This window comes from Sphingomonas sp. Leaf23, assembly GCF_001421585.1.
Taxonomy (GTDB): domain Bacteria; phylum Pseudomonadota; class Alphaproteobacteria; order Sphingomonadales; family Sphingomonadaceae; genus Sphingomonas.
Genome location: NZ_LMKR01000004.1, coordinates 411,666 through 430,714, shown reverse-complemented (window position 1 = coordinate 430,714; position 19,049 = coordinate 411,666). Strand labels below are relative to the sequence as shown.

The 19,049-nt window shown below is 68.8% G+C and carries 17 protein-coding genes; 4 read left to right on the top strand and 13 right to left on the bottom strand.

What is annotated here, in order from left to right:
* Nucleotides 1-8: 8 nt before the first annotated feature.
* Genes ASE67_RS14430 through hemC form a run of 4 tightly spaced genes read right to left on the bottom strand, consistent with a single transcriptional unit; the run spans nucleotide 9 to nucleotide 3,729 of the window.
* Nucleotides 9-1,193 carry an acyl-CoA dehydrogenase gene (locus ASE67_RS14430; RefSeq protein ID WP_055762781.1) on the bottom strand — a complete coding sequence of 395 codons (1,185 nt, stop codon included), beginning with the start codon at nucleotides 1,191-1,193 and terminating at the stop codon, nucleotides 9-11.
* A gap of 11 nt (nucleotides 1,194-1,204) precedes the next feature.
* Nucleotides 1,205-2,125: a hypothetical protein gene (locus tag ASE67_RS14425; protein ID WP_055762778.1), complete on the bottom strand. Its 921-nt coding sequence runs from the start codon at nucleotides 2,123-2,125 to the stop codon at nucleotides 1,205-1,207.
* A gap of 30 nt (nucleotides 2,126-2,155) precedes the next feature.
* Nucleotides 2,156-2,821 (bottom strand): uroporphyrinogen-III synthase, encoded by a 666-nt coding sequence (locus tag ASE67_RS14420; RefSeq protein ID WP_055762775.1) that lies wholly within the window; start codon nucleotides 2,819-2,821, stop codon nucleotides 2,156-2,158.
* Nucleotides 2,818-3,729, bottom strand: coding sequence for a hydroxymethylbilane synthase (gene hemC / locus ASE67_RS14415; protein ID WP_055762772.1), 912 nt, complete (start codon nucleotides 3,727-3,729; stop codon nucleotides 2,818-2,820). Before hemC ends, ASE67_RS14420 begins: the two co-directional genes overlap by 4 nt.
* A gap of 80 nt (nucleotides 3,730-3,809) precedes the next feature.
* On the opposite strand from hemC, the gene tsaD reads away from it, so the two are divergent.
* Both tsaD and ASE67_RS14405 read left to right on the top strand, forming a co-directional pair.
* On the top strand, nucleotides 3,810-4,850 hold the full coding sequence (gene tsaD, locus ASE67_RS14410; RefSeq protein WP_055762770.1) for a tRNA (adenosine(37)-N6)-threonylcarbamoyltransferase complex transferase subunit TsaD: 1,041 nt from the start codon (nucleotides 3,810-3,812) through the stop codon (nucleotides 4,848-4,850).
* Nucleotides 4,847-5,821, top strand: a complete 975-nt coding sequence (locus ASE67_RS14405) for an NAD(P)H-dependent glycerol-3-phosphate dehydrogenase (protein WP_055762767.1) — start codon at nucleotides 4,847-4,849, stop codon at nucleotides 5,819-5,821. The genes tsaD and ASE67_RS14405 overlap by 4 nt, the downstream gene beginning before the upstream one ends.
* On the opposite strand, the gene ASE67_RS14400 is transcribed toward ASE67_RS14405, so the two are convergent.
* The 4 genes from ASE67_RS14400 to metX form a co-directional block, all read right to left on the bottom strand.
* On the bottom strand, nucleotides 5,816-6,610 hold the full coding sequence (locus tag ASE67_RS14400; protein WP_055762764.1) for a DUF72 domain-containing protein: 795 nt from the start codon (nucleotides 6,608-6,610) through the stop codon (nucleotides 5,816-5,818). The two genes, ASE67_RS14405 and ASE67_RS14400, sit on opposite strands and share 6 nt — an antisense overlap.
* 41 nt (nucleotides 6,611-6,651) lie before the next feature.
* The gene (locus tag ASE67_RS14395) at nucleotides 6,652-7,368 is read right to left on the bottom strand and encodes a hypothetical protein (protein ID WP_055762760.1); all 717 of its coding nucleotides are present in this window, start codon (nucleotides 7,366-7,368) and stop codon (nucleotides 6,652-6,654) included.
* Nucleotides 7,369-7,443: 75 nt separating this feature from the next.
* On the bottom strand, nucleotides 7,444-8,031 hold the full coding sequence (gene metW, locus ASE67_RS14390; RefSeq protein WP_055762756.1) for a methionine biosynthesis protein MetW: 588 nt from the start codon (nucleotides 8,029-8,031) through the stop codon (nucleotides 7,444-7,446).
* A complete protein-coding gene (metX, locus tag ASE67_RS14385; RefSeq protein WP_055762755.1) occupies nucleotides 8,028-9,155 on the bottom strand; it encodes a homoserine O-acetyltransferase MetX in 1,128 nt (375 codons plus the stop codon). The genes metW and metX overlap by 4 nt, the downstream gene beginning before the upstream one ends.
* A gap of 218 nt (nucleotides 9,156-9,373) precedes the next feature.
* Here metX and hisC point away from each other — a divergent pair, with 218 nt between their 5' ends.
* Both hisC and ASE67_RS14375 read left to right on the top strand, forming a co-directional pair.
* Entirely contained in the window at nucleotides 9,374-10,468 is a 1,095-nt protein-coding gene (gene hisC / locus ASE67_RS14380; RefSeq protein ID WP_055762752.1) for a histidinol-phosphate transaminase, read from the top strand.
* The gene (locus tag ASE67_RS14375; RefSeq protein WP_055762750.1) at nucleotides 10,468-11,376 is read left to right on the top strand and encodes a prephenate/arogenate dehydrogenase family protein; all 909 of its coding nucleotides are present in this window, start codon (nucleotides 10,468-10,470) and stop codon (nucleotides 11,374-11,376) included. Before hisC ends, ASE67_RS14375 begins: the two co-directional genes overlap by 1 nt.
* 181 nt (nucleotides 11,377-11,557) lie before the next feature.
* Here the strand turns inward: ASE67_RS14375 and ASE67_RS14370 are convergent, their stop codons facing one another.
* The 5 genes from ASE67_RS14370 to ASE67_RS14350 all read right to left on the bottom strand — a co-directional run bounded on the left by ASE67_RS14370 (nucleotide 11,558) and on the right by ASE67_RS14350 (nucleotide 19,021).
* Complete coding sequence (locus ASE67_RS14370; protein WP_055762747.1) at nucleotides 11,558-13,486, bottom strand: CocE/NonD family hydrolase; 1,929 nt, start codon at nucleotides 13,484-13,486, stop codon at nucleotides 11,558-11,560.
* 190 nt (nucleotides 13,487-13,676) lie between these two features.
* Complete coding sequence (gene ftsH, locus ASE67_RS14365) at nucleotides 13,677-15,638, bottom strand: ATP-dependent zinc metalloprotease FtsH (protein ID WP_055762745.1); 1,962 nt, start codon at nucleotides 15,636-15,638, stop codon at nucleotides 13,677-13,679.
* A gap of 69 nt (nucleotides 15,639-15,707) precedes the next feature.
* Nucleotides 15,708-16,823, bottom strand: a complete 1,116-nt coding sequence (gene tilS / locus ASE67_RS14360; protein ID WP_200922232.1) for a tRNA lysidine(34) synthetase TilS — start codon at nucleotides 16,821-16,823, stop codon at nucleotides 15,708-15,710.
* 330 nt (nucleotides 16,824-17,153) lie between these two features.
* Complete coding sequence (locus tag ASE67_RS14355) at nucleotides 17,154-18,134, bottom strand: hypothetical protein (RefSeq protein WP_055762738.1); 981 nt, start codon at nucleotides 18,132-18,134, stop codon at nucleotides 17,154-17,156.
* Between the two features lie 65 nt (nucleotides 18,135-18,199).
* Complete coding sequence (locus ASE67_RS14350) at nucleotides 18,200-19,021, bottom strand: helix-turn-helix domain-containing protein (protein WP_162236350.1); 822 nt, start codon at nucleotides 19,019-19,021, stop codon at nucleotides 18,200-18,202.
* Nucleotides 19,022-19,049 lie beyond the last annotated feature (28 nt).

The following is a 19,049-nucleotide window of genomic DNA, read 5'->3' as shown; positions in this document are numbered from 1 at the left end:
AGGGGCCATCAGAACGCGGCGATCCCGGTGATCGCCCGGCCGAGGATCAGGCCATGGACGTCGTGCGTGCCCTCATAGGTGTTGACCGTCTCCAGGTTGATCGCATGGCGCATCACATGGAATTCGGCGGCGATGCCGTTGCCGCCATGCATGTCGCGTGCGGTGCGGGCGATGGCCAGCGCCTTGCCGCAGTTGTTCCGCTTGATGATGCTGATCGCCTCGGGCGCCAGCGTGCCGTCGTCGAACATCCGCCCGGCGCGCAGTGCCGCCTGCAGCCCCAGTGCGATCTCGGTCTGCATGTCGGCCAGCTTCAGCTGGACCAGCTGTTTGGAGGCGAGCGGCACGCCGAATTGCTGCCGGTCGAGCGTATATTGCCGGGCGGCGTGCATGCAGAATTCGGCCGCGCCCATCGTACCCCACGCGATGCCATAGCGCGCACGGTTGAGGCAGCCGAACGGCCCCTTCAGCCCCTCGACGTGCGGCAGCAGCGCGTCCTCGCCGACCTCGACGCCCTCCATCACGATCTCGCCGGTGATCGATGCGCGCAAGGACAGCTTGCCCTCGATCTTGGGCGCGGACAGGCCGACCATCCCCTTTTCCAGCACGAAGCCACGGATCTTGCCGCCATGCGCGTCGGACTTGGCCCACACCACGAAGACGTCGGCGATCGGCGAGTTGGTGATCCACATCTTGGCGCCGGAGATGCGATAGCCGCCGTCGATCTTCTCCGCCCGCGTCCGCATGCCGGCGGGGTCCGACCCGGCATCGGGTTCGGTCAGCCCGAAACACCCGACCCATTCGCCGCTGGCCAATCTGGGCAGATATTTCGCCTTCTGCGCGTCCGAACCATAGGCGTTGATCGGATGCATCACGAGGCTCGACTGCACGCTCATCGCGCTGCGATAGCCGGAGTCCACCGCCTCGACCTCGCGCGCGACCAGGCCGTACGCGACATAGCCCATGCCCGCCCCGCCATATTCGGGATCGATCGTCACGCCCAACAGGCCGAGCGCGCCCATCTCGGTCATGATCTCGCGCGCGAAATCCTCGTCCAGGAAGGCGCGGGTCACGCGCGGAAGCAACTTCTCGCGGGCATAGCCATGGGCAACGTCGCGGACCATGCGTTCCTCGTCGCTCAACTGCGCGTCGAGGGCGAAGGGGTCTTGCCAGTCGAACCGGCCCATATCGGCCATGGGCGTTTCCTTCAGAGGGTGGGCGCGACCGTCTCGGCCGCGGCGGGGGGAGCGGATGGGTCGGGGGTCGGCTGCACGATCGCCGACGGCGCGACCGGTGCCGGACGCGGCGTGGTCAGCGCGACCGATTCGAGGTCGACCAGCGCCTTGCGCGCGTTGACATAGCGCTGTGCGGCGGCGGTCCACGCGGCGGCATTGGCGGCACCGGGCATGCGTTCGACCTCGGCCATCGCCGTTTCGACCTGCCCCGTGTCCAGCCGGCGGCGTGCGCGCTCCAGCCGGTCGCCGGGGCGGCTGCTGGGTGTCGTGCCCTGGCGGATCACGATCAGCTGCCCGACCTCGCGGCGAAAGGCATCCCACCAATTCTCGTTCACCGGGCCGGCGGTCAGCGGGATGGCGGCGGCGTCCAGCGCGCTGCGCAGATCGTCCAGCGTGACCGGGTTCTGCGCGGCGGCGATCAGGGTGCGGACCGCATCGGGGCGGCTGCCGCCGAACCGGTCGCGCAACTGCCCCTCCAGATAGTCGAGCGGCCGCCCGCGATCCAGCGCGCGGCGGGTGGCGACGATCACCATCATGTCCTCGGCGCGGGTCGCATAGCCCGCCGCATTGCGCGCGCTGCTGTCCAGCCCGACGATGCGCGTTTCCAGATCGGCGATGCGCGCGGCCAGTGCCGCTTCGCGTGCCGACAGGATGGGGAGGGCGGAAACCTGCGGCGGCGGGGCGGCGCTGGTCGCGACCGGGGTCGGCTGTGCGGTCGGCACGGCGGCCTGCTGCTGCACGCCCCAGCCGAAGCGCGGCGCGACATAGCGCAGCACGGCCAGCGTCAGGCCGATGCCGATCACGAAGGCGATGAAGGCGATGGCCAGCCATCCCCGGCTGCCCCGGCGACGCGGGTAACGGGTCGTCGGGAAGGGCACATCGTCGCTGATCATGCCGCCTTATCCCCGCGCCCGTCCGTCGGGTCAATCACATGCGTCCGCCAGCGCGGTGGCGGCGGCGATGGTCGCTGTGTCGTCCGGCCGCGCGGCGATGGCCATGCCGCGCCATCCGCTGCCCAGCGCGTCCGCGACCCCCGGGGCGATGGCGGCGACGGCCAAGGTTCCGCGATCTGCGACCAGCATCGCCAGCCGCTGTGCCGCCCGCTGCGAATGGACCAGCGCGACCGTGCCGTCGAGCAGGGTGGCATCGACCCCCTCGACCGCTTCGCTGGCATAGACAGCACGGATTGCCGACAGCACCGGATGATCGGCCACCGCCCGCTCGCGCGCGGTCAGTAGCAGTGCGCGGCGCACCCCGGCGCGTTCGGCGGCATCGAGCAGCGCCCGCCCGTCGGCATCCCCGGTCGCCACGACCCGCAACCCCGCCGCCCGCGCCGCTGCCGCCGTCGCCGCGCCCACCGCATGGACGGGCAGCGCCGCATAGGCGTGCAGTGCCGCGCCGGCCTGTCGCACGGCATTGGCGCTGGTCAGGATCAGCGCGTCATGCGCCTCGACCGGTGGCGCGTCCCATGCCAGCGGCGCGATGCGGAACAGCGGCAGGCGGATCGCGGTACGCCCCAACGCCTCGATCGCGCGGGCGGTGGCGCTATTGCCCGGTTCGGGGCGCAGCACCGCCAGCGGCCGGCTCATCGCGCGAACAGCTTCGCCACGCTCTCGGGCGCGCGCGCCAGCATCCCTTCGGCCAGCATCCGGGGCAGGTCGATATCGTCGATCGCCCCGCTGGCGCTGTCGACCACCTGTTCGCTGCCGTCCTGCGCCAGCAACTGCGCGCGCAGCGTCAGCACGTCGCCCTCGATCGTCGCCAGCGCCCCGACCGGCGAATGGCAATCGGCCCCCAGTGCCGCCAGAAACCCGCGCTCGGCGCGCACCGCCTGGTGTGTCGGCGCATGGTCGATGACGCGGACGAAGGCGAGGGTGGCGGCGTCCTCGGCGCGCACTTCGATCCCGACCGCGCCCTGCGACGGGGCGGGCAGCAGCGTGTCGATCGACAGCGCGGTACCGACATCGTGCCGGCCGAGCCGCTCCAGCCCGGCGGCGGCGAGCAGCGTCGCATCGACCTCCCCCGCCGCCAGCTTGCCGAGGCGGGTGTCGACATTGCCGCGGAACAGCACGATCCGCGCGTCGCTGCGGTGGCTGAGCACCTGCGCAGCGCGGCGCGGGCTACTGGTCCCGACCACGCCGCCTTGGGGCAGGTCGTCGAGCGAGGCGATCCCGACCAGCCGGTCGCGGACGTCGGCACGCGGCAACATCGCGGCGATGCGGATCTCGGTCGGGCGAACCGTCTCGACATCCTTCATCGAATGGACCGCCGCGTCGATTTCGCCCGAGCAGAGCGCGCGGTCGAGTTCCTTGGTCCACAGCGCCTTGCCGCCGATCTCGGCCAGCGCGCGGTCCTGCACCCGGTCGCCGGTGGTCTTGATCGTCACGATCTCGATGGCGGCGGGGTCCAGCCCATGTGCGGCCGCCAGCGCGTCGCGGGTGGCGTGCGCCTGCACCAATGCCAGCGGCGATCCGCGTGTGCCCAGTTTGAAGGTCATGGTCGCTCGCTATCCATCGGGCTGGCGCAGGGCAAGCCGGGGGTTCGCACAACGCCACAATCCGCGCTACAGCCGGCGGCATGTCCTCCCCCCTGATCCTCGGTATCGAATCCAGCTGCGACGAAACCGCCGTCGCCCTCGTACGCGGCGACCGCACCATATTGTCGCACCGCCTCGCGGGACAGGAGGCGGCGCACGCCCCCTATGGCGGCGTCGTGCCCGAAATCGCGGCGCGCGCGCATGTCGAAATCCTGCCCTCGCTGGTCGAGGGGGCGCTGGCCGATGCCGGGGTCGCGCTGGCGGATGTCGATGCCGTCGCCGCCACCGCCGGGCCGGGCCTGATCGGCGGGGTGATGGTGGGTCTGGTGACGGCCAAGGCGCTGGCGCTGGCGGCGGGCAAGCCGCTGGTCGCGGTCAACCATCTGGAGGGGCATGCGCTCTCCCCCCGCCTGACCGATCCCGACCTCGCCTATCCCTATCTGCTGCTGCTGGTGTCGGGCGGCCATTGCCAACTGCTGCGCGTCGATGGCGTCGGCCAGTATCGGCGGCTGGGCACCACCATCGACGATGCGGCGGGCGAGGCGTTCGACAAGACTGCGAAGGTGCTCGGCCTCGGCTATCCCGGCGGCCCGCGCGTCGAGGCGGCGGCGATGGAAGGCGATGCGAAGGCGGTGCCGCTGCCCCGCCCGCTGCTCGGCACGCCGGAGCCGCATTTCTCCTTCGCCGGCCTGAAAAGCGCGGTGCTGCGCGCGCATGACGCCGGCATCCACACGACCGCCGACATCGCCGCGTCGTTCCATCAGGCGGTGGTCGACTGTCTGCTCGACCGGACGAAGCTGGCGCTGCACCTCGCCGGGCCGGTCAGTGCGCTGGTCGTGGCGGGCGGAGTCGCCGCAAACCGTGCGGTGCGCGCCGCATTGGAAGGGCTGGCGGTGGCGAACGGCCTGCGCTTCGTCGCACCGCCGCTCTGGCTGTGTACCGACAATGCCGCCATGATCGCCTGGGCCGGGGCGGAGCGGTTCATGGCCGGCCATAGCGATCCACTGGACGTTGCGGCGCGGCCGCGCTGGCCGCTCGATCCATCGGCGGAAAAGGTGCGTGGGGCAGGAGTGAAGGCATGAAGATCGGGGTCATCGGTGGCGGCGCATGGGGCACGGCACTGGCGCAGGTCGCGGCGCGCGGCGGCGACGTGACGCTGTGGGTACGCGAGGGCGAGGTTGCCGAGGCGATCAACACGACCCGCAGCAACCCGCTGTTCCTGCCCGGCGTCACCCTGTCGGATGCCATCCACGCCACGACCGATGCCGCCGCCTTGCAGGACGCCGACGCGCTGCTGGTGGTATCGCCCGCACAGCATGTCCGCAGCGTATTGTCGGCGATCGATGTCGGCACCCGCGCGCTGGTGCTGTGCGCCAAGGGGATCGAGGCGGGGACGCGGCTGCTGGTCGGCGAAGTCGCCCGCGCGGTTCACCCGCAGGCCCCGGTCGCGGTGCTGTCCGGCCCGACCTTTGCGCACGAGGTCGCGGCGGGCAAGCCGACCGCCGTCACCCTCGCCTGCGCCGATGCCGCGTTGCGCGACCGTCTGGCCGAACGATTGGCAGCACCGGCGTTCCGCCCCTATGCCAGCGACGACGTGATCGGCGCGGAGATCGGCGGCGCGGTGAAGAACGTCCTCGCCATCGCCTGCGGTGTCGTGGAGGGCGCGGGGCTGGGGCAGAATGCGCGGGCGTCGGTGATCGCGCGCGGCTTTGCCGAGATGACGCGCTTCGGCCTCGCCCGTGGCGCGCGGGCGGAGACGCTGGCCGGGCTGTCGGGGCTGGGCGATCTGGTGCTGACCTGTTCCTCCACCGCCTCGCGCAACTATTCGCTGGGCGTCGGGCTGGGGCAGGGGCGCGCCGCCGCTGACCTGATGGCCGATCGGCGGACGGTGGCCGAGGGGGCGTTCACCGCGCCCGTGCTGCGCGAGGCGGCAGCGGAAGCAGGCGTCGACATGCCGGTGACGGCGGCGGTCGGCGCGCTGCTGGACGGCACGCCCGTCGCGCAGGTGATCGACACCCTGCTCGCCCGTCCGTTGCGTCGCGAAGGGCTATAGCCGCCCGATCAGCGCCATCGCACCATGGGGCGCCCGTACCTTCGCGCCATTGATGAAGAAGACGAAGGTTTCGCGCGGCGTGCTCGCGGGCGGGGTGGCATCGACATAGGGCAGGCCGTCGGGCGCGCCGCCCGTCGCCCAGCACCGCGCCGCCGCGGCCCAGTGGTCGAGCGCGGCGTCGTCATAGCCGGTCGCGACATCCTCCTGCGCATTCTCCAGCCGGGCATAGGCGAAGTCGCCGGTTACATCAGCGATCGCCGGATAGCCGGCCGAATCGGCATGGACGATCGCCACGCCCGCCTTGCGCGCCATGTCGACGAACGCCGGCACGGCGAAGCTGTCGTGGCGCACCCGCACCGCATGGCGCAGCGTCACCCCGGCATGGGCAGCGGGCAACAGCGCCAGGAACGCGGCGAAATCGTCGGCGTCGAACTTCTTGGTCGCCATGAACTGCCACAGGATCGGGCCTAGCTTGTCGCCCAATTCGGTAATGCCTGAACCGATGAACCGTTCGATCGACTCCCCCGCTTCGGCCAGCACCTTGCGGTTGGTGCAGTATTTCGACGCCTTTACCGCGAAGACGAAGCCGTCGGGCGCGGTCGCGGCCCAGTTGGCGAAGCTCGCCGGTTTCTGGGTGCCGTGATAGGTCGCGTTGATCTCGATCGCGGTCAGCGCGCGCGACGCGAATTCCAGCTCGCGCTTCTGCGCCAGCCTGTCCGGATAGAAGGTGCCGCGCCACGGCGGAAAGCTCCAGCCGCCGATGCCGATGCGAATGGGAGCCTGGGTCATGCCACCGATCGTGACCGGTCACCGGCCCGCTGGCAAGCGGGTCAGCGCGCCGCCATGCGATAGCTGCCGCCAGTAACGTCGGTCGAGGCGACCAGCACCTGCGGATCGACCGCGAGCCGGGGCACCTGTCCCGCCTGCCACGCGGCCAGTTCGACGCGATACTGGTCGTACGCGCGGTAGAAATCGACGAAGGGCTGGTCGAGCGAGGCGATGCCCGGCGCGGCAAAGCCATCGATCCCGCCCACCGGCAGGTCGGCGACCTGTGCCAGCATCGGCAGCGCCGTTGCGCAGAACTGGTCCCGCACCGGCGGCTGGGCGAAATAATTATAGACGCGGGTCATCGCGTCGTCGAACCGATCCTGCCAGTCGCCACCGCCGCGGCGGTATTCGGCCTCCAGCGCCTTGTGCGCGGCGGCGAAGCGGGCGGCATGGACCTTCAGCAGCCGGTTATACTGCGCGACCCCGGTCGGATCGGCGACATTGCACTGGAGCGCGGCGACGTTCAGCGCGGAACGCAAATGCCACACGGCGGCATCGGCCGACAGCGCGTGGTTGGGCGTCGCGTAATTGCCGTCGGACAATATGGCAGGAATGGTGAGGCTGGCGGCGGCGCCCATCGGCGGCTTGGGCTTTGGCGCAGCCACTGCCGCGACCGGCACCGGCGGCGGCGTCACCACCGCGACCTCGGGCGTCTTGCGCGCGCAGCCGTGGAGCAGCGCGGCGCTGCAGGCAGCGAGCAGGAGCAGGCGTGTACGCATCGAACCGATTCCCGTCTTGTCCCCCGACAGGACGGAAATATCGGCCCCAAAGCCTTCACAATGGTTAACGCGACGTCAGCGTTTGAGCAGGAACACCGCATGTTCGGCGCGGAAATTGGCCGCCGCTGCCGTGGTCCGCCGGCCCCCCGACAGGAACCACGCGTCGACCACGGTAATTCCCTGCTTGGCGACGTAGGCGCGAAAGTCGTCGATCGTCAGGTGGTGGATGTTGGGCGTCTCATACCATTCCAGCGGCAACAGCTTCGTCACCGGCATCCGCCCGCCCCACAATAGCGACGCGCGCACCCGCCAATGGGCGAAGTTGGGGAACGACACGAACGCCTGCGCGCCGATGCGCAGCAGATGGTCGAGCACGACATGCGGTCGCATCGCGGTCTGCAGCGTCTGGCTGAGGATCGCATAGTCGAAGCTGGCATCGGGATAATCGGCCAGATCGCGATCGGCATCGCCCTGCATCACCGACAGCCCCCTAGCCATCGCATCGGCGACATTGCCCGGATCGATCTCCAGTCCGCGCGCATCGACACCGCGTTCGTCGCGCAGCGCCGCCATCAGCTGCCCGTCGCCGCAGCCGACGTCCAGTACGCGCGAACCCCGCGCCACATGCGCGGCGATGATCGCCAGATCGGGCCGCAGCGTCATGCCCGTGCCTCCAGAAAGCCGCGCATGATCCGGTCCAGCTCGGGCGAATCGAGCAGGAACGCGTCATGCCCGAACGGCGAGGACAGTTCGACGAAGCTGGCCGGTGCCCCGGCGGCGTTCAGCGCGTGGACGATGTTGCGGGATTCAGCGGTCGGATACAGCCAGTCGGTGTCGAAGCTGACGACGCAGAACCGCGCCTTCGTCGCGCGGAATGCGTTGGCCAGCACCCCGCCATGTTCCTCCGCCAGATCGAAATAATCGAGCGCGCGGGTGATGTAGAGATAGCTGTTGGCGTCGAACCGGTCGGTAAAGGCCAGCCCCTGATGCCTGAGATAGCTTTCGACCTGGAAATCGGCGTCGAAGCCGAAGGTCTTGGCCCCGGCCTGTCCGTCGGCGCGGGCCTGCAGCTTGCGGCCGAACTTGGCGGTCAGCCCCGCTTCGGACAGATAGGTGATGTGCGCCGCCATCCGCGCGACCGACAGCCCGGCGGCGGGCGGCGATCCGTCGGCATAATAGTCGCCACCGCGCCAGTCGGGGTCGGCCATGATCGCCTGTCGCCCGACTTCGTGGAACGCGATGTTTTGTGCCGAATGCCGCGCGGTCGACGCGATGACGACCACCGCCTCCACCCGTTCGGGCAGGGTCGCGGCCCACGACAGCGCCTGCATGCCGCCCATCGACCCGCCGACCACCGCCCGCAACCGGTCGATGCCGAGATGCTCGAGCAGCATCCCCTGCGCACGCACCATGTCGCGGATGGTCAGCACCGGGAAGCGCATGGCGTACGGCGTGCCGGTCGCCGGATCGATGCTCGCCGGGCCCGACGATCCCATGCAGCTGCCCAGCACGTTCGAACAGATGACGAAATGCTGATCCAGGTCGATCGGCTTGCCCGGTCCCACCATGCGCGCCCACCATCCGGGCTTGCCAGTGCGCGGATGGGTGGAGGCGACATGCTGGTCGCCGGTCAGCGCGTGGCAGATCAGCACCGCATTGTCGCGTGCCGGCGACAACGTACCATAGGTTTCGTAGGCGATGTCGATCGACGACAGCATCGCCCCGCCGTCCAGCGCGAGGCCGGTGGCAAGGGTGGCGCGACGATCGGGGCCGAAACGGGAATCCATGGGCCAAGCGGTTAGGCGGGCGGCGCGGCGGGTTCAAGGGTTGGGGTGTGCGGCACCCCCATCGTCATTCCCGCGCAGGCGGGAATCCATATGCGCTGACGTTCATGCGGGAGGTGCAACCGTTGCGTCTATGGATCCCCGCCTCCGCGGGGATGACGATACGGAGAGCGCGGCCCCAAACCTTGCGTTCACGCCGCGCATTTGCCAGTGCCGACGCCATGACCGCACCCGCTCCCAAGCCCTGGATTCTCGACATCGCCCCTTACGTTCCCGGCCGGTCCAAGACCGATGACGGGCGGCAGGTGGCGAAGCTGTCGTCGAACGAAAATCCGTTGGGCACCTCGCCCCACGCCCGCGCCGCCTTCGCGACCGCCGATCGCAGCCTTGAGCGCTATCCCGATCCCGCCGCCGCCGACCTGCGCGTCGCGATCGGGCAGGCGCATGGGCTGGACCCGGCGCGGATCATCTATGGCACCGGGTCGGACGAGGTGCTGCACTTGGCCGCCGGAGCCTATGCCGGGCACGGCGACGAGGTGATCTTCGTCCGCTACGGCTTTGCGGTCTATGAGATCGCGACGCGGCGGGTGGGGGCGACCCCGGTGATCGCACCGGACAAGGATCATGCGACCGATGTCGATGCGATCCTGGCGTGCGTGACCGAGCGGACACGCGTGGTGTTCGTCGCCAACCCGAACAACCCGACCGGCACCTATGCCCCGCGCGCAGAGATCGCGCGGCTGCACGCCGGTCTGCCGTCGACCGTGCTGCTGGTGCTCGATCAGGCCTATGCCGAATATCTGGAGCCGGCCGAGGACGATCACGGCCTCGAACTGGCCAAGACGCAGCCCAACGTGCTGGTCACCCGCACCTTTTCGAAGATCCACGGCCTTGCCGCCGAACGGATCGGCTGGGGCTATGGCTCGGCGGAGGCAATCGATGCGATGCACCGCATCCGGGCACCGTTCAACGTGACCACCGCGGGACAGCAGGCGGCGATCGCCGCAATCCGCGACAAGGGGTTCGTCGAGGCAAGCCGCGCCCACAACCGTCAGTGGCGGACATGGTTCGAGGGCGAGATCGCGGCGATGGGCAATGCCGGCCTGCGCGCCGTGCCGTCCAAGGCCAATTTCGTGCTGGTCCTGTTCGAAGGGCCGGTCAGCGCGGGCGACGCATATCAGGCACTGATGGAGCGCGGCTTCATCGTCCGCTGGCTGCCGGGACAGGGGCTGGCCAACGGCTTGCGCATCTCGATCGGGACCGAGGCGGAGGTGCGCGGCATCGCCGCCGCGCTGCGCGAGATCGTGGGCGGCTGATGCTGCCCTTCTCCCGCGTCGCCATCATCGGGCTGGGGCTGATCGGATCGTCGATCGCCCGCGCGGTGCGGGCCGAAATGCCGACGGTGCGGCTGACCGGGCATGACGCTTCGCCCGAAGCGCGTGAGGCGGTGCGCGCACTGGGGCTGGTCGACGATTGTACCGACCATGCCGGTGCGGCGGTGATCGATGCCGACCTGGTGATCCTGTGCGTGCCGGTGGGGGCGATCGGCGCAGTCGCCGCCGAGATCGCCGCCGACCTGCCCGAAGGCGTGATAGTCAGCGATGTCGGATCGAGCAAGGCAGGCATCGCGGCGGCCTTGGCCGAGGCGATGCCCGGCGTCGCCATCGTGCCGGCGCATCCAGTGGCCGGGACCGAGCGCAGCGGGCCGGAGGCGGGCTTTGCCACGCTGTTCAAGGGGCGCTGGTGCATCCTGACCCCCGCCGCCGATGCCGATGCAACGGCGGTCGAGCGGGTCGCCGAATTCTGGCGCCGGCTGGGGGCCGACATCGACACGATGGACGCGCAGCATCATGACCTGGTGCTGGCGGTTACCAGTCATCTTCCCCACCTGATCGCCTACACCATCGTCGGCACCGCATCCGACCTGGAGGCGGTGACGCAGAGCGAGGTCATCAAATATTCGGCCGGGGGCTTCCGCGACTTCACCCGCATCGCCGCGTCCGATCCGACGATGTGGCGCGACGTGTTCCTGGCGAACAAGGACGCGGTGCTGGCCATGCTCCAGCGCTTTTCGGAGGATCTGTCCGCGCTGCAACGCGCGATCCGTTGGGACAAGGGCGACGAGCTGTTCGACCTGTTCACCCGCACGCGCGCGATCCGGCGGTCGATCGTCGAGCAGGGGCAGGACGACGCCCGCGAGGATTTCGGGCGGGACCACGGGTAGTTTGCCGGCTTCGACTAAACCGTTCGTGCTGAGTAGGGGCTGAGCGAAGTCGAAGACCCGTATCGAAGCATCTGGCCGCAAGCGGTCCTTCGATACGCCCTTTCGACTTTGCTCAATGGCTACTCAGGACGAACGGTGTGACCCGTCATCCCGGCTTGTGCCGGGATGACGATGGGCCGGGTTACTTCGCCTCCACCACCGGCAGCCACACCGCACTCGGGCTGGACCCACCGCGTTCGATCGTCACCGTCGCCTTGCGATAGGCATCCTTGGGCGCGGTGAAGATGTTCGGGACATAGGTCTGCGGATTGCGGTCATAGAGCGGGAACAGCGACGACTGGACCTGCACCATGATGCGATGACCCGGCTGGAACACATGGTTCACGGTCGGCAGGCGGAAGCGATAGCGCTGCGTCTTGTTCGCCGGGATCGCCGAGGGCTTGGCGAAGTCGTTGCGATAGCGGCCGCGGAAGATGTCGAGGCTGATGGGGAGCTGGTATCCGCCCATCGCCGGCTGGCCCGGCACGACGTCGGGATAGACGTCGATCACCTTCACCACGAAATCGCCATCGGTGCCCGACGTCTTGGCAAAGATGTCGGCCATCGGTGCGCCCGATACCTTAACCGGCTGGGTCAGGACCGGGGTCTGGTAGGTCATGACGTCGGTGTGGCCGTCGACATGACGCTGGTCGCTGACCAGCCACGCCTTCCACCGGCCATCGTCGAAATTGACCGGGCGCGAGAGGTGCGGGACCGGCTTGGCTGGGTCGGACACATAGCTGTCGCCACCGGCCTTGGCCGCGGTGAAGCCGAGGTCGCCGTCGGCACCGAGATAGATGGGCTTCAGCGGCGCGGTGCAGCCCTTCTCGCATGCCAGCGGCCATTGGGCGAGTTCGTCCCAGTGGTTCTCACCGGTGTTGTAGATCAGTGCCTGTGGCGGGGTGAAGGCCGGGCGGCCATCGCGCAGATACTGGTCGAAGAACGGGAACAGATAGTTCTCACGCCATTGCAGCGCAGTGTCGCCATTGAACTTGATGTCGCCCAGCGACGACCCGTCATAGTTCGCGCCGCTGTGCCGCCAGGGGCCCATGACGAGGAAGTTGTTGCCGCCCTTGCCCTTGGCCTTCAGCGCTTCCCATGCGGTGATCGCGCCGTACATGTCCTCCTGATCCCACAAGCCCTGTTCCCACATGGTCGGCACGTTGGAGGGGTTGGCGGCGAGCAGCTTGTCGAGCGCCTGTCCCTGCCAATAGGCATCGTAGGACGGGTGGGCGACGAAGCGCTGCCAGAAGGGGAGCTGAGCATAGCCCGATGCCTTTGCCCAGTCGTTCGCGGAACCCACGTTCCGGAACTGGTCGTAATCGTCATAGGTGGTCGAGGGCGGCGAGGCGCCGGGACCCTTGTACCCCGTCTGGCTGCCGATCCAGCCGATATTGGCGAGGCGGAACGCGCCGTAGTGGAACCAGTCGTCGCCCATCCAGCCGTCGATCATCGGGCTTTCGGGTGCGGCGACCTTCAGTGCGGGATGCGGGTTCAGCAGTGCCATGACGACGGTGAAGCCTTCGTAGGACGACCCGAGCATGCCAACGCGACCGTTGCTTTCGGGCAGGTTCGCCTTTTTCACCAGCCAGTCGATCGTGTCGTATGCGTCGGTGACATGATCGGTATTGGTCGGGTTCAGCGGCCCCCGGACGGGGCGGGTGACGACATAGTCGCCCTCCGACCCATACTTGCCGCGAATGTCCTGGAACACGCGGATATAGCCGGCGCGGGTGAACACCTCGTCCCCCTGCGGCAGGGCGGCGACATAGCTGGTGCTGTCGGCACGGGCGACGCGGCCCGACGCGTTATAGGGGGTGCGGGTCAGCAGGATCGGGGCGTTCGTCGCACCCTTCGGGATCATGATGACCGTGTGCAGCTTCACCCCGTCGCGCATCGGGATCATCACTTCGCGCTTCACATAGTCGTATTTGTCGGTCGGCGGCACGAAGTTCGCCGGGATGTCGCCCTTGGTCGGCCAGATGTCGGGGCTGGGTTGAGAGGTCTGCGCGGCAAGGGTCGAGGCGCCGAAGGCAAGGGTACAGGCGAGCAGCAGCGGACGAAAACGCATGGGGGCAATGACTCCTGACCGATCGCCGGACAGCGATGCGATGATGTCACATCGTTCGGCGGAGCGTCGGGGAAGTCAATATGACCGACAGCAATATCGGTCCAAAGTTCACTAAGTTCACACTCGCACGCGTTTCGCGCGCGGCGTGAAGCCCGGTGGTGGAGCGACCGCCCCACCACCGGGAACCGGGTTACGCCCCCTGCGGCGTCGGCGATCCGAAGGGGCCGCGCGGGCGGCGGGTCTTCGGGATCGAGGTGCCGGCAGCGGCCAGCGGGGTCGACGGCGTGCCTTCGTCCCGGCCGATATCCTCACCCGCGATCAGCCGCTTGATCTCGTCACCCGACAGGGTTTCGAACTCGAGCAGCGCGCCGGCCAGCGCGTGCAGCTGATCGACATGCTCGGTCAGCAACTGACGCGCGCGTTCTAGGCCACCTTCGACGATGCGCTTGATCTCGCTGTCGATCAGCTCGGCGGTCTTGTTCGACATCCGCGCCGGGGCCGACGACGAATAGCCGAGGAAGCTTTCGCCCTGCGGTTCGCCATATTCGACCGGGCCGACTGCGTCGGACATGCCCCAGCGGGTCACCATGTCGCGTGCAAGGCTGGTCGCCTGCTGAATGTCGCCCGACGCGCCCGACGACACCTTGTCATAGCCGAAGATGATTTCCTCGGCGATGCGGCCACCCATCGCGACCGACAGGTTCGCGTACATCTTGTCGCGGTGATAGCTGTACGAATCGCGTTCCGGCAGGCGCATCACCATGCCCAGCGCGCGGCCGCGCGGGATGATCGTCGCCTTGTGGATCGGGTCCGATGCCGGTTCGTGGAGCGAGACGATGGCGTGGCCGGCCTCGTGATAGGCGGTCATCCGCTTCTCATCGTCGGTCATCACCATCGAGCGCCGCTCGGCACCCATCATCACCTTGTCCTTGGCCTCTTCGAACTCCTGGTTCGCGACGAGGCGCTTGCCCTTGCGCGCCGCTGTCAGCGCCGCTTCGTTGACGAGGTTGGCAAGGTCGGCACCCGAGAAGCCCGGCGTGCCGCGCGCGATGACGCGGGCGTCGACGTCAGGGGCCAGCGGCACCTTCTTCATATGGACCTGCAGGATCTTGATCCGGCCCTCGATATCGGGGCGCGGCACCACGACCTGACGATCGAAGCGGCCCGGACGCAGCAGTGCGGGGTCGAGCACGTCGGGACGGTTGGTCGCCGCGACGATGATGATGCCCTCGTTCGCTTCGAAGCCGTCCATTTCGACCAGCAGCTGGTTCAGCGTCTGCTCGCGCTCGTCATTGCCGTTGCCCAAGCCCGCACCGCGATGCCGGCCGACCGCATCGATTTCGTCGATGAAGACGATGCACGGCGCCGACTTCTTGGCCTGTTCGAACATGTCGCGGACGCGGCTGGCGCCGACGCCGACGAACATTTCGACGAAATCCGAACCGGAAATGGTGAAGAACGGCACGCCGGCCTCTCCCGCGATCGCGCGGGCGAGCAGCGTCTTGCCGGTACCGGGCGAACCGACCAGCAGCGCGCCCTTCGGAATCTTGCCGCCCAGACGCGCGAACTTGGTCGGGTCCTTCAGGAAGTCGACGATCTCGGTCAGCTCGGCGCGGGCTTCGTCGATGCCGGCGACATCATCGAAGGTGACCTTGCCTTCCTTCTGCGTCAGCATCCGCGCGCGCGACTTGCCGAAGCCCATCGCGCCGCCGCCGCCGCCGCCCTTCTGCATCTGGCGCAGGACGAAGAAGGCGATGCCGAGGAACAGCAGGAACGGCAGCGACTGGACGAGGATCGCCATCCAGATGTTCGGCCCTTCCTCCGGACGGGCGTTCATCACGACGTTCTTCGCGCGCAGCCGTTCGATCAGGTTGGGATCGTTCAGCGCGTTCGTGCGGAACTTGTCGTCGTTGGTGTAGGTGCCGGTGATCGTGCTGGTCGCGATATTGACGTCGCGAACCGACCCTTCGTCGACCTTGTTCAGGAAGGTCGAATAGGGGATCACCTGACCCTGGGTCTGCGTGGACGGGCCGTTGAACAGCTGGACGAAAATCGCCAGCGACACCAGGATGCCGACCCAGATCAACAGGCTCTTCATCCACGGATTGCCGCCGTTGTTTTCGGGGCCGTTCTGCTTGTCGTTGTCGTTCATGCGGACGTGCTACCTCTCAGTCCACCCAAGATAGGCTTGGCGAGGTTAATGGCAATGGAACAACGTCGATCAGTCTGATCGACGCGGTGGAGCGGGGCGAAAGCGCCAGATTCCGGCGCTTGCCGATGCCATGACGCCGGCTTGCGTGGCCTTTTTGCCCGAATCGAGCGCGTCGAGCAGTGATTCGATATTGGCGGCGTCGGACCATTTCCCCTCGGTGACGCCGGTGGCGCGGCGGACCTGGCCGATCGCGCGGCGGGCGAGGCGGCGGCGCAGTTCGCGCGGCAGGTCGGTCGGGTCGAGGCGATGTTCGCCAATGTCGGCGGGCAGGGTGCGGGTGCGCCACAGCCAGTCGATCGTCTCGGAGAGCGCGGCGTCGACCTCGCGGCAATGCGCGGCGCTGGCGGCGAGGGCGAGCGGGTCGATCTGGCCGCCCGCGAGCAGCGCGCGGGCAGCGGTGCGGTCGTGGCGCGGGTCGGTGTTCGATGGGTCGTCGACGAAGGGCAGGCCGGTGGCGAGGGTGCGCAGTTCGGCGCGGCGCCAGGTGAGAAGTGGGCGGACGATGGGAAGGCGTTGTTTCGCCTCGAGATCGCGTCCTCGCGGAGGCGGGGACCCAGAGTGACATGTCCCACCGGTCGCGTCCTGTCGCCCTGGCCCCCCGCCTGCGCGGGGGGACGGTTCTTGCCGGCAAGCCGCCCTCCAGCGATCGGCGTCGAACATCCAGCGCGGGCGGATGCCGGCGAGGCCCGCCGGGCCGGAGGCGCGGGCGGCGCGCATCAGGAAGGTTTCGGCCTGGTCGTCGGCATGGTGCGCGGTGGCAAGGGCGCTCGCGTCGGCGGCGAGCGCCCAGTCGGCGAGCAGCGCGTAGCGGGCGTGGCGGGCCTGGGCCTGGATGCTGGCGCCTGCGGGGGGCTTTTCGGGCCACAGCGTCGCGTGGCGGATGGCGTGGGTGTGGCACCAGTCGGCGACCATCGCCGCTTCGTCCGCGGAGGTGGCGCGCAGGCGGTGGTCGACGGTGGCGGCAATGACGCTGCCGGAGAAGGCGGTGGCGGCGAGGGCGAGCAGTGCCATCGAGTCGGGACCGCCGGAGACGGCGATCGCCAGCGGACGGTCGGGGGTCGGTGCGGGGGCGAGTGCGGTGAGGTCGCGGGTGAAGCGGGTGAGGGTCTCGGGGGGTAGGGTCATGGGGTTGGGCACCATGGGTGCGCGTTGGACGGCGGCATAGGTTGCGTGGCCCTCATCCTCCCCCGTTTGCTTCGAGCCTGTCGAGGACCGAAGTCGAGCAAGGAATGCCTCAAACGGCGAGTTCTCGGCGGACGCTTCTCGACAGGCTCGAAGCTGCTCGAACCGAACGGGTTGGGGTTGGGTTCAGTGATTGGCTATTTCCGTTCGTCCTGAGTAGCTGCTGAGCTTGTCGAAGCAGCGTATCGAAGGACCGCCACGGGTGCTTCGATACAGGTCTTCGACTACGCTCAGCCCTTACTCAGCACGAACGGAGGGGAAGTAACGTCCCCCTCACGCCGCGCACTTGTTCGCCGTCCGCCCCTTCGCCACGTCCGCCTTCATCGCCGCCGACAGCTTCTCGCCATAGACGTCGCTCAGCTCGCCATAGACGTCGCAGGCTTCCTTGGTCTTCTTCAGCTTGGTCAGCGCATCGGCCAGATAGAACAGGCTGTCGGCAGCACGTTCGCCGTCGGGCATGTTCTTGTAATTGTCGTAGAATTCACGGCTCGCCAAGCTGGGCTTGCCGTCGTCGAGATAGGAGCGGCCGATCAGGTTCTGGGCATAGCTGGCGCGGCGGTGCTTGGGGTATTTGGCGACGACCGGGCGCAGTGCGGCGATCGCTTCGGGGTAGAGTTTCGCGCTCCACAGGCGGAAGCCGTAGAGATAGCCGTCCTCCGCCGCGTCGCCGGACGACGGCTTTTCGATCGCGTTGACGCGGGCGGCGCGGGCCGGGTCGGCGGTGGCCGGCGCGGTGACGGCGGGCGGACGCACCGCGCCACCGCCCAGTGTCCCGCCGCCGTTGCCGGAGCCGCGCGTCGGCGGTGTGTCGGTCGAGGTGTCGCCGGAGGCCGCGACCGCGCCGGGGGTCGCCGGAGCGATCGGGGCGGCACCGGTCGATTCAAGCGTCTTCAGCTTGGCATCGGTTGCGGTCTTGTAGGCCTCGAACGCCGATTCGAGCTGGCGCAGCTTGTACTGCGCCTGTTCGAGCTGGCCGGTCAGCGACTGCTGTTGCGATTCGAGCGCGTCGATGCGCGAGGTCAGCGTGGCGAGCGGGCCGCTCGACGGGCTGCCGGGAATGTCGACGGGCTGGGTCGGCGCGGTGATCTGCGGTTCGACCTGGTTGGGGGTGCCGCCGGGAAAGACTTTCCGCTGCACGGCGCGCATCTCGCGCTCCAGCTTGTTGACGCGGGGTTCGATCTGGCTGGTGGTCTGCGCCGTGGCTGGCCAGGCAGCGAGCAGGGCGAGAAGCGGCAGGGCTTTGAAATGGCGCATGAAAACTCCCCCCGGAGCAGGTTGGACGGGCCGCGCGACCCTAGACAGGCGAGCTGTCGCCACGCTTAACCGGCGGGCGACGGCGTGGGCGTGGGGTTGGCCGAGCCGCGGTTGCGCAGGGCCTCTGCGCTGACACCCACGGTGATCGGGCGTTCGGCGGTGCCGAGCGGCGGCACGTTCGATCCGTTGACCGTGACGGTCAGCAGGTCGGGACGGCCGGTGCGGATCTGCGGGTTCTTGGCGGTCATCGGGACGTCGTAGCGATCGCCCGACTTCATCTCCTTGTTCACCAGCGTGCCGGTGTCGTCGAAGATGCGGACCCAGGTGGTGCCGGTCGCGGTCAGCGTGACCTGACCCCCGCCCGCCGGGACGGGCGGGGCGACGGGCGCGGTATTGCCGGTCGCCGGGGTGGGAGTGGGCGGCAACATGCCGAGGTCGCCGGCCACGGTGGCGGCGGGCGCGGTCACCGGTTCGTCGTTGCGGAACAGCGAGGTGCCGAAATACAGGCCGACGCCCAGCAGCAGCACGATGGCGATCGCGGCGGCGATCACGACGACGCCGGGCGAGGGGCCGCGGCGCATGTCGATCGGTTCGAGGTCCTGCAGCGGTTCGGGCCGCTGGTAATTGGTGGCCAGTTCGCTGCGCAGCGCGCGCGCCACCTCCGTCTCGTCCACGCCGACCGCGCGGGCATAGGCGCGGCCGAAGCCCATCGCATAGGTGATCGAAGGCAGCGCCTGGAACTTGCCGTCCTCGACCGCCTCCAGGTGACGCAGCGGAATCCGCGTGCGCTGCGCGACGTCCGACAGGGACAGGCCCTGCGCCTCGCGTGCCGAACGCAGCATCATGCCCGCCGTGCGTGGCGCGCCCGCGGTGCTGTCGCCGTCCATCATACTACCCTTCCAACCCGCTGATCGT

What these genes read in the sequence shown, in the direction of transcription:
- ASE67_RS14370 (WP_055762747.1), bottom strand. Translation starts at nt 13,486, where the DNA reads ATGCGTTTTCGTCCGCTGCTGCTCGCCTGTACCCTTGCCTTCGGCGCC.
- tilS (WP_200922232.1), bottom strand. Translation starts at nt 16,823, where the DNA reads ATGACCCTACCCCCCGAGACCCTCACCCGCTTCACCCGCGACCTCACC.
- ASE67_RS14400 (WP_055762764.1), bottom strand. Translation starts at nt 6,610, where the DNA reads ATGACCCAGGCTCCCATTCGCATCGGCATCGGCGGCTGGAGCTTTCCG.
- ASE67_RS14355 (WP_055762738.1), bottom strand. Translation starts at nt 18,134, where the DNA reads ATGCGCCATTTCAAAGCCCTGCCGCTTCTCGCCCTGCTCGCTGCCTGG.
- ASE67_RS14395 (WP_055762760.1), bottom strand. Translation starts at nt 7,368, where the DNA reads ATGCGTACACGCCTGCTCCTGCTCGCTGCCTGCAGCGCCGCGCTGCTC.
- ASE67_RS14405 (WP_055762767.1), top strand. Translation starts at nt 4,847, where the DNA reads ATGAAGATCGGGGTCATCGGTGGCGGCGCATGGGGCACGGCACTGGCG.
- ASE67_RS14350 (WP_162236350.1), bottom strand. Translation starts at nt 19,021, where the DNA reads ATGGACGGCGACAGCACCGCGGGCGCGCCACGCACGGCGGGCATGATG.
- ftsH (WP_055762745.1), bottom strand. Translation starts at nt 15,638, where the DNA reads ATGAACGACAACGACAAGCAGAACGGCCCCGAAAACAACGGCGGCAAT.
- tsaD (WP_055762770.1), top strand. Translation starts at nt 3,810, where the DNA reads ATGTCCTCCCCCCTGATCCTCGGTATCGAATCCAGCTGCGACGAAACC.
- ASE67_RS14430 (WP_055762781.1), bottom strand. Translation starts at nt 1,193, where the DNA reads ATGGCCGATATGGGCCGGTTCGACTGGCAAGACCCCTTCGCCCTCGAC.
- hisC (WP_055762752.1), top strand. Translation starts at nt 9,374, where the DNA reads ATGACCGCACCCGCTCCCAAGCCCTGGATTCTCGACATCGCCCCTTAC.
- hemC (WP_055762772.1), bottom strand. Translation starts at nt 3,729, where the DNA reads ATGACCTTCAAACTGGGCACACGCGGATCGCCGCTGGCATTGGTGCAG.
- metW (WP_055762756.1), bottom strand. Translation starts at nt 8,031, where the DNA reads ATGACGCTGCGGCCCGATCTGGCGATCATCGCCGCGCATGTGGCGCGG.
- ASE67_RS14375 (WP_055762750.1), top strand. Translation starts at nt 10,468, where the DNA reads ATGCTGCCCTTCTCCCGCGTCGCCATCATCGGGCTGGGGCTGATCGGA.
- ASE67_RS14420 (WP_055762775.1), bottom strand. Translation starts at nt 2,821, where the DNA reads ATGAGCCGGCCGCTGGCGGTGCTGCGCCCCGAACCGGGCAATAGCGCC.
- metX (WP_055762755.1), bottom strand. Translation starts at nt 9,155, where the DNA reads ATGGATTCCCGTTTCGGCCCCGATCGTCGCGCCACCCTTGCCACCGGC.
- ASE67_RS14425 (WP_055762778.1), bottom strand. Translation starts at nt 2,125, where the DNA reads ATGATCAGCGACGATGTGCCCTTCCCGACGACCCGTTACCCGCGTCGC.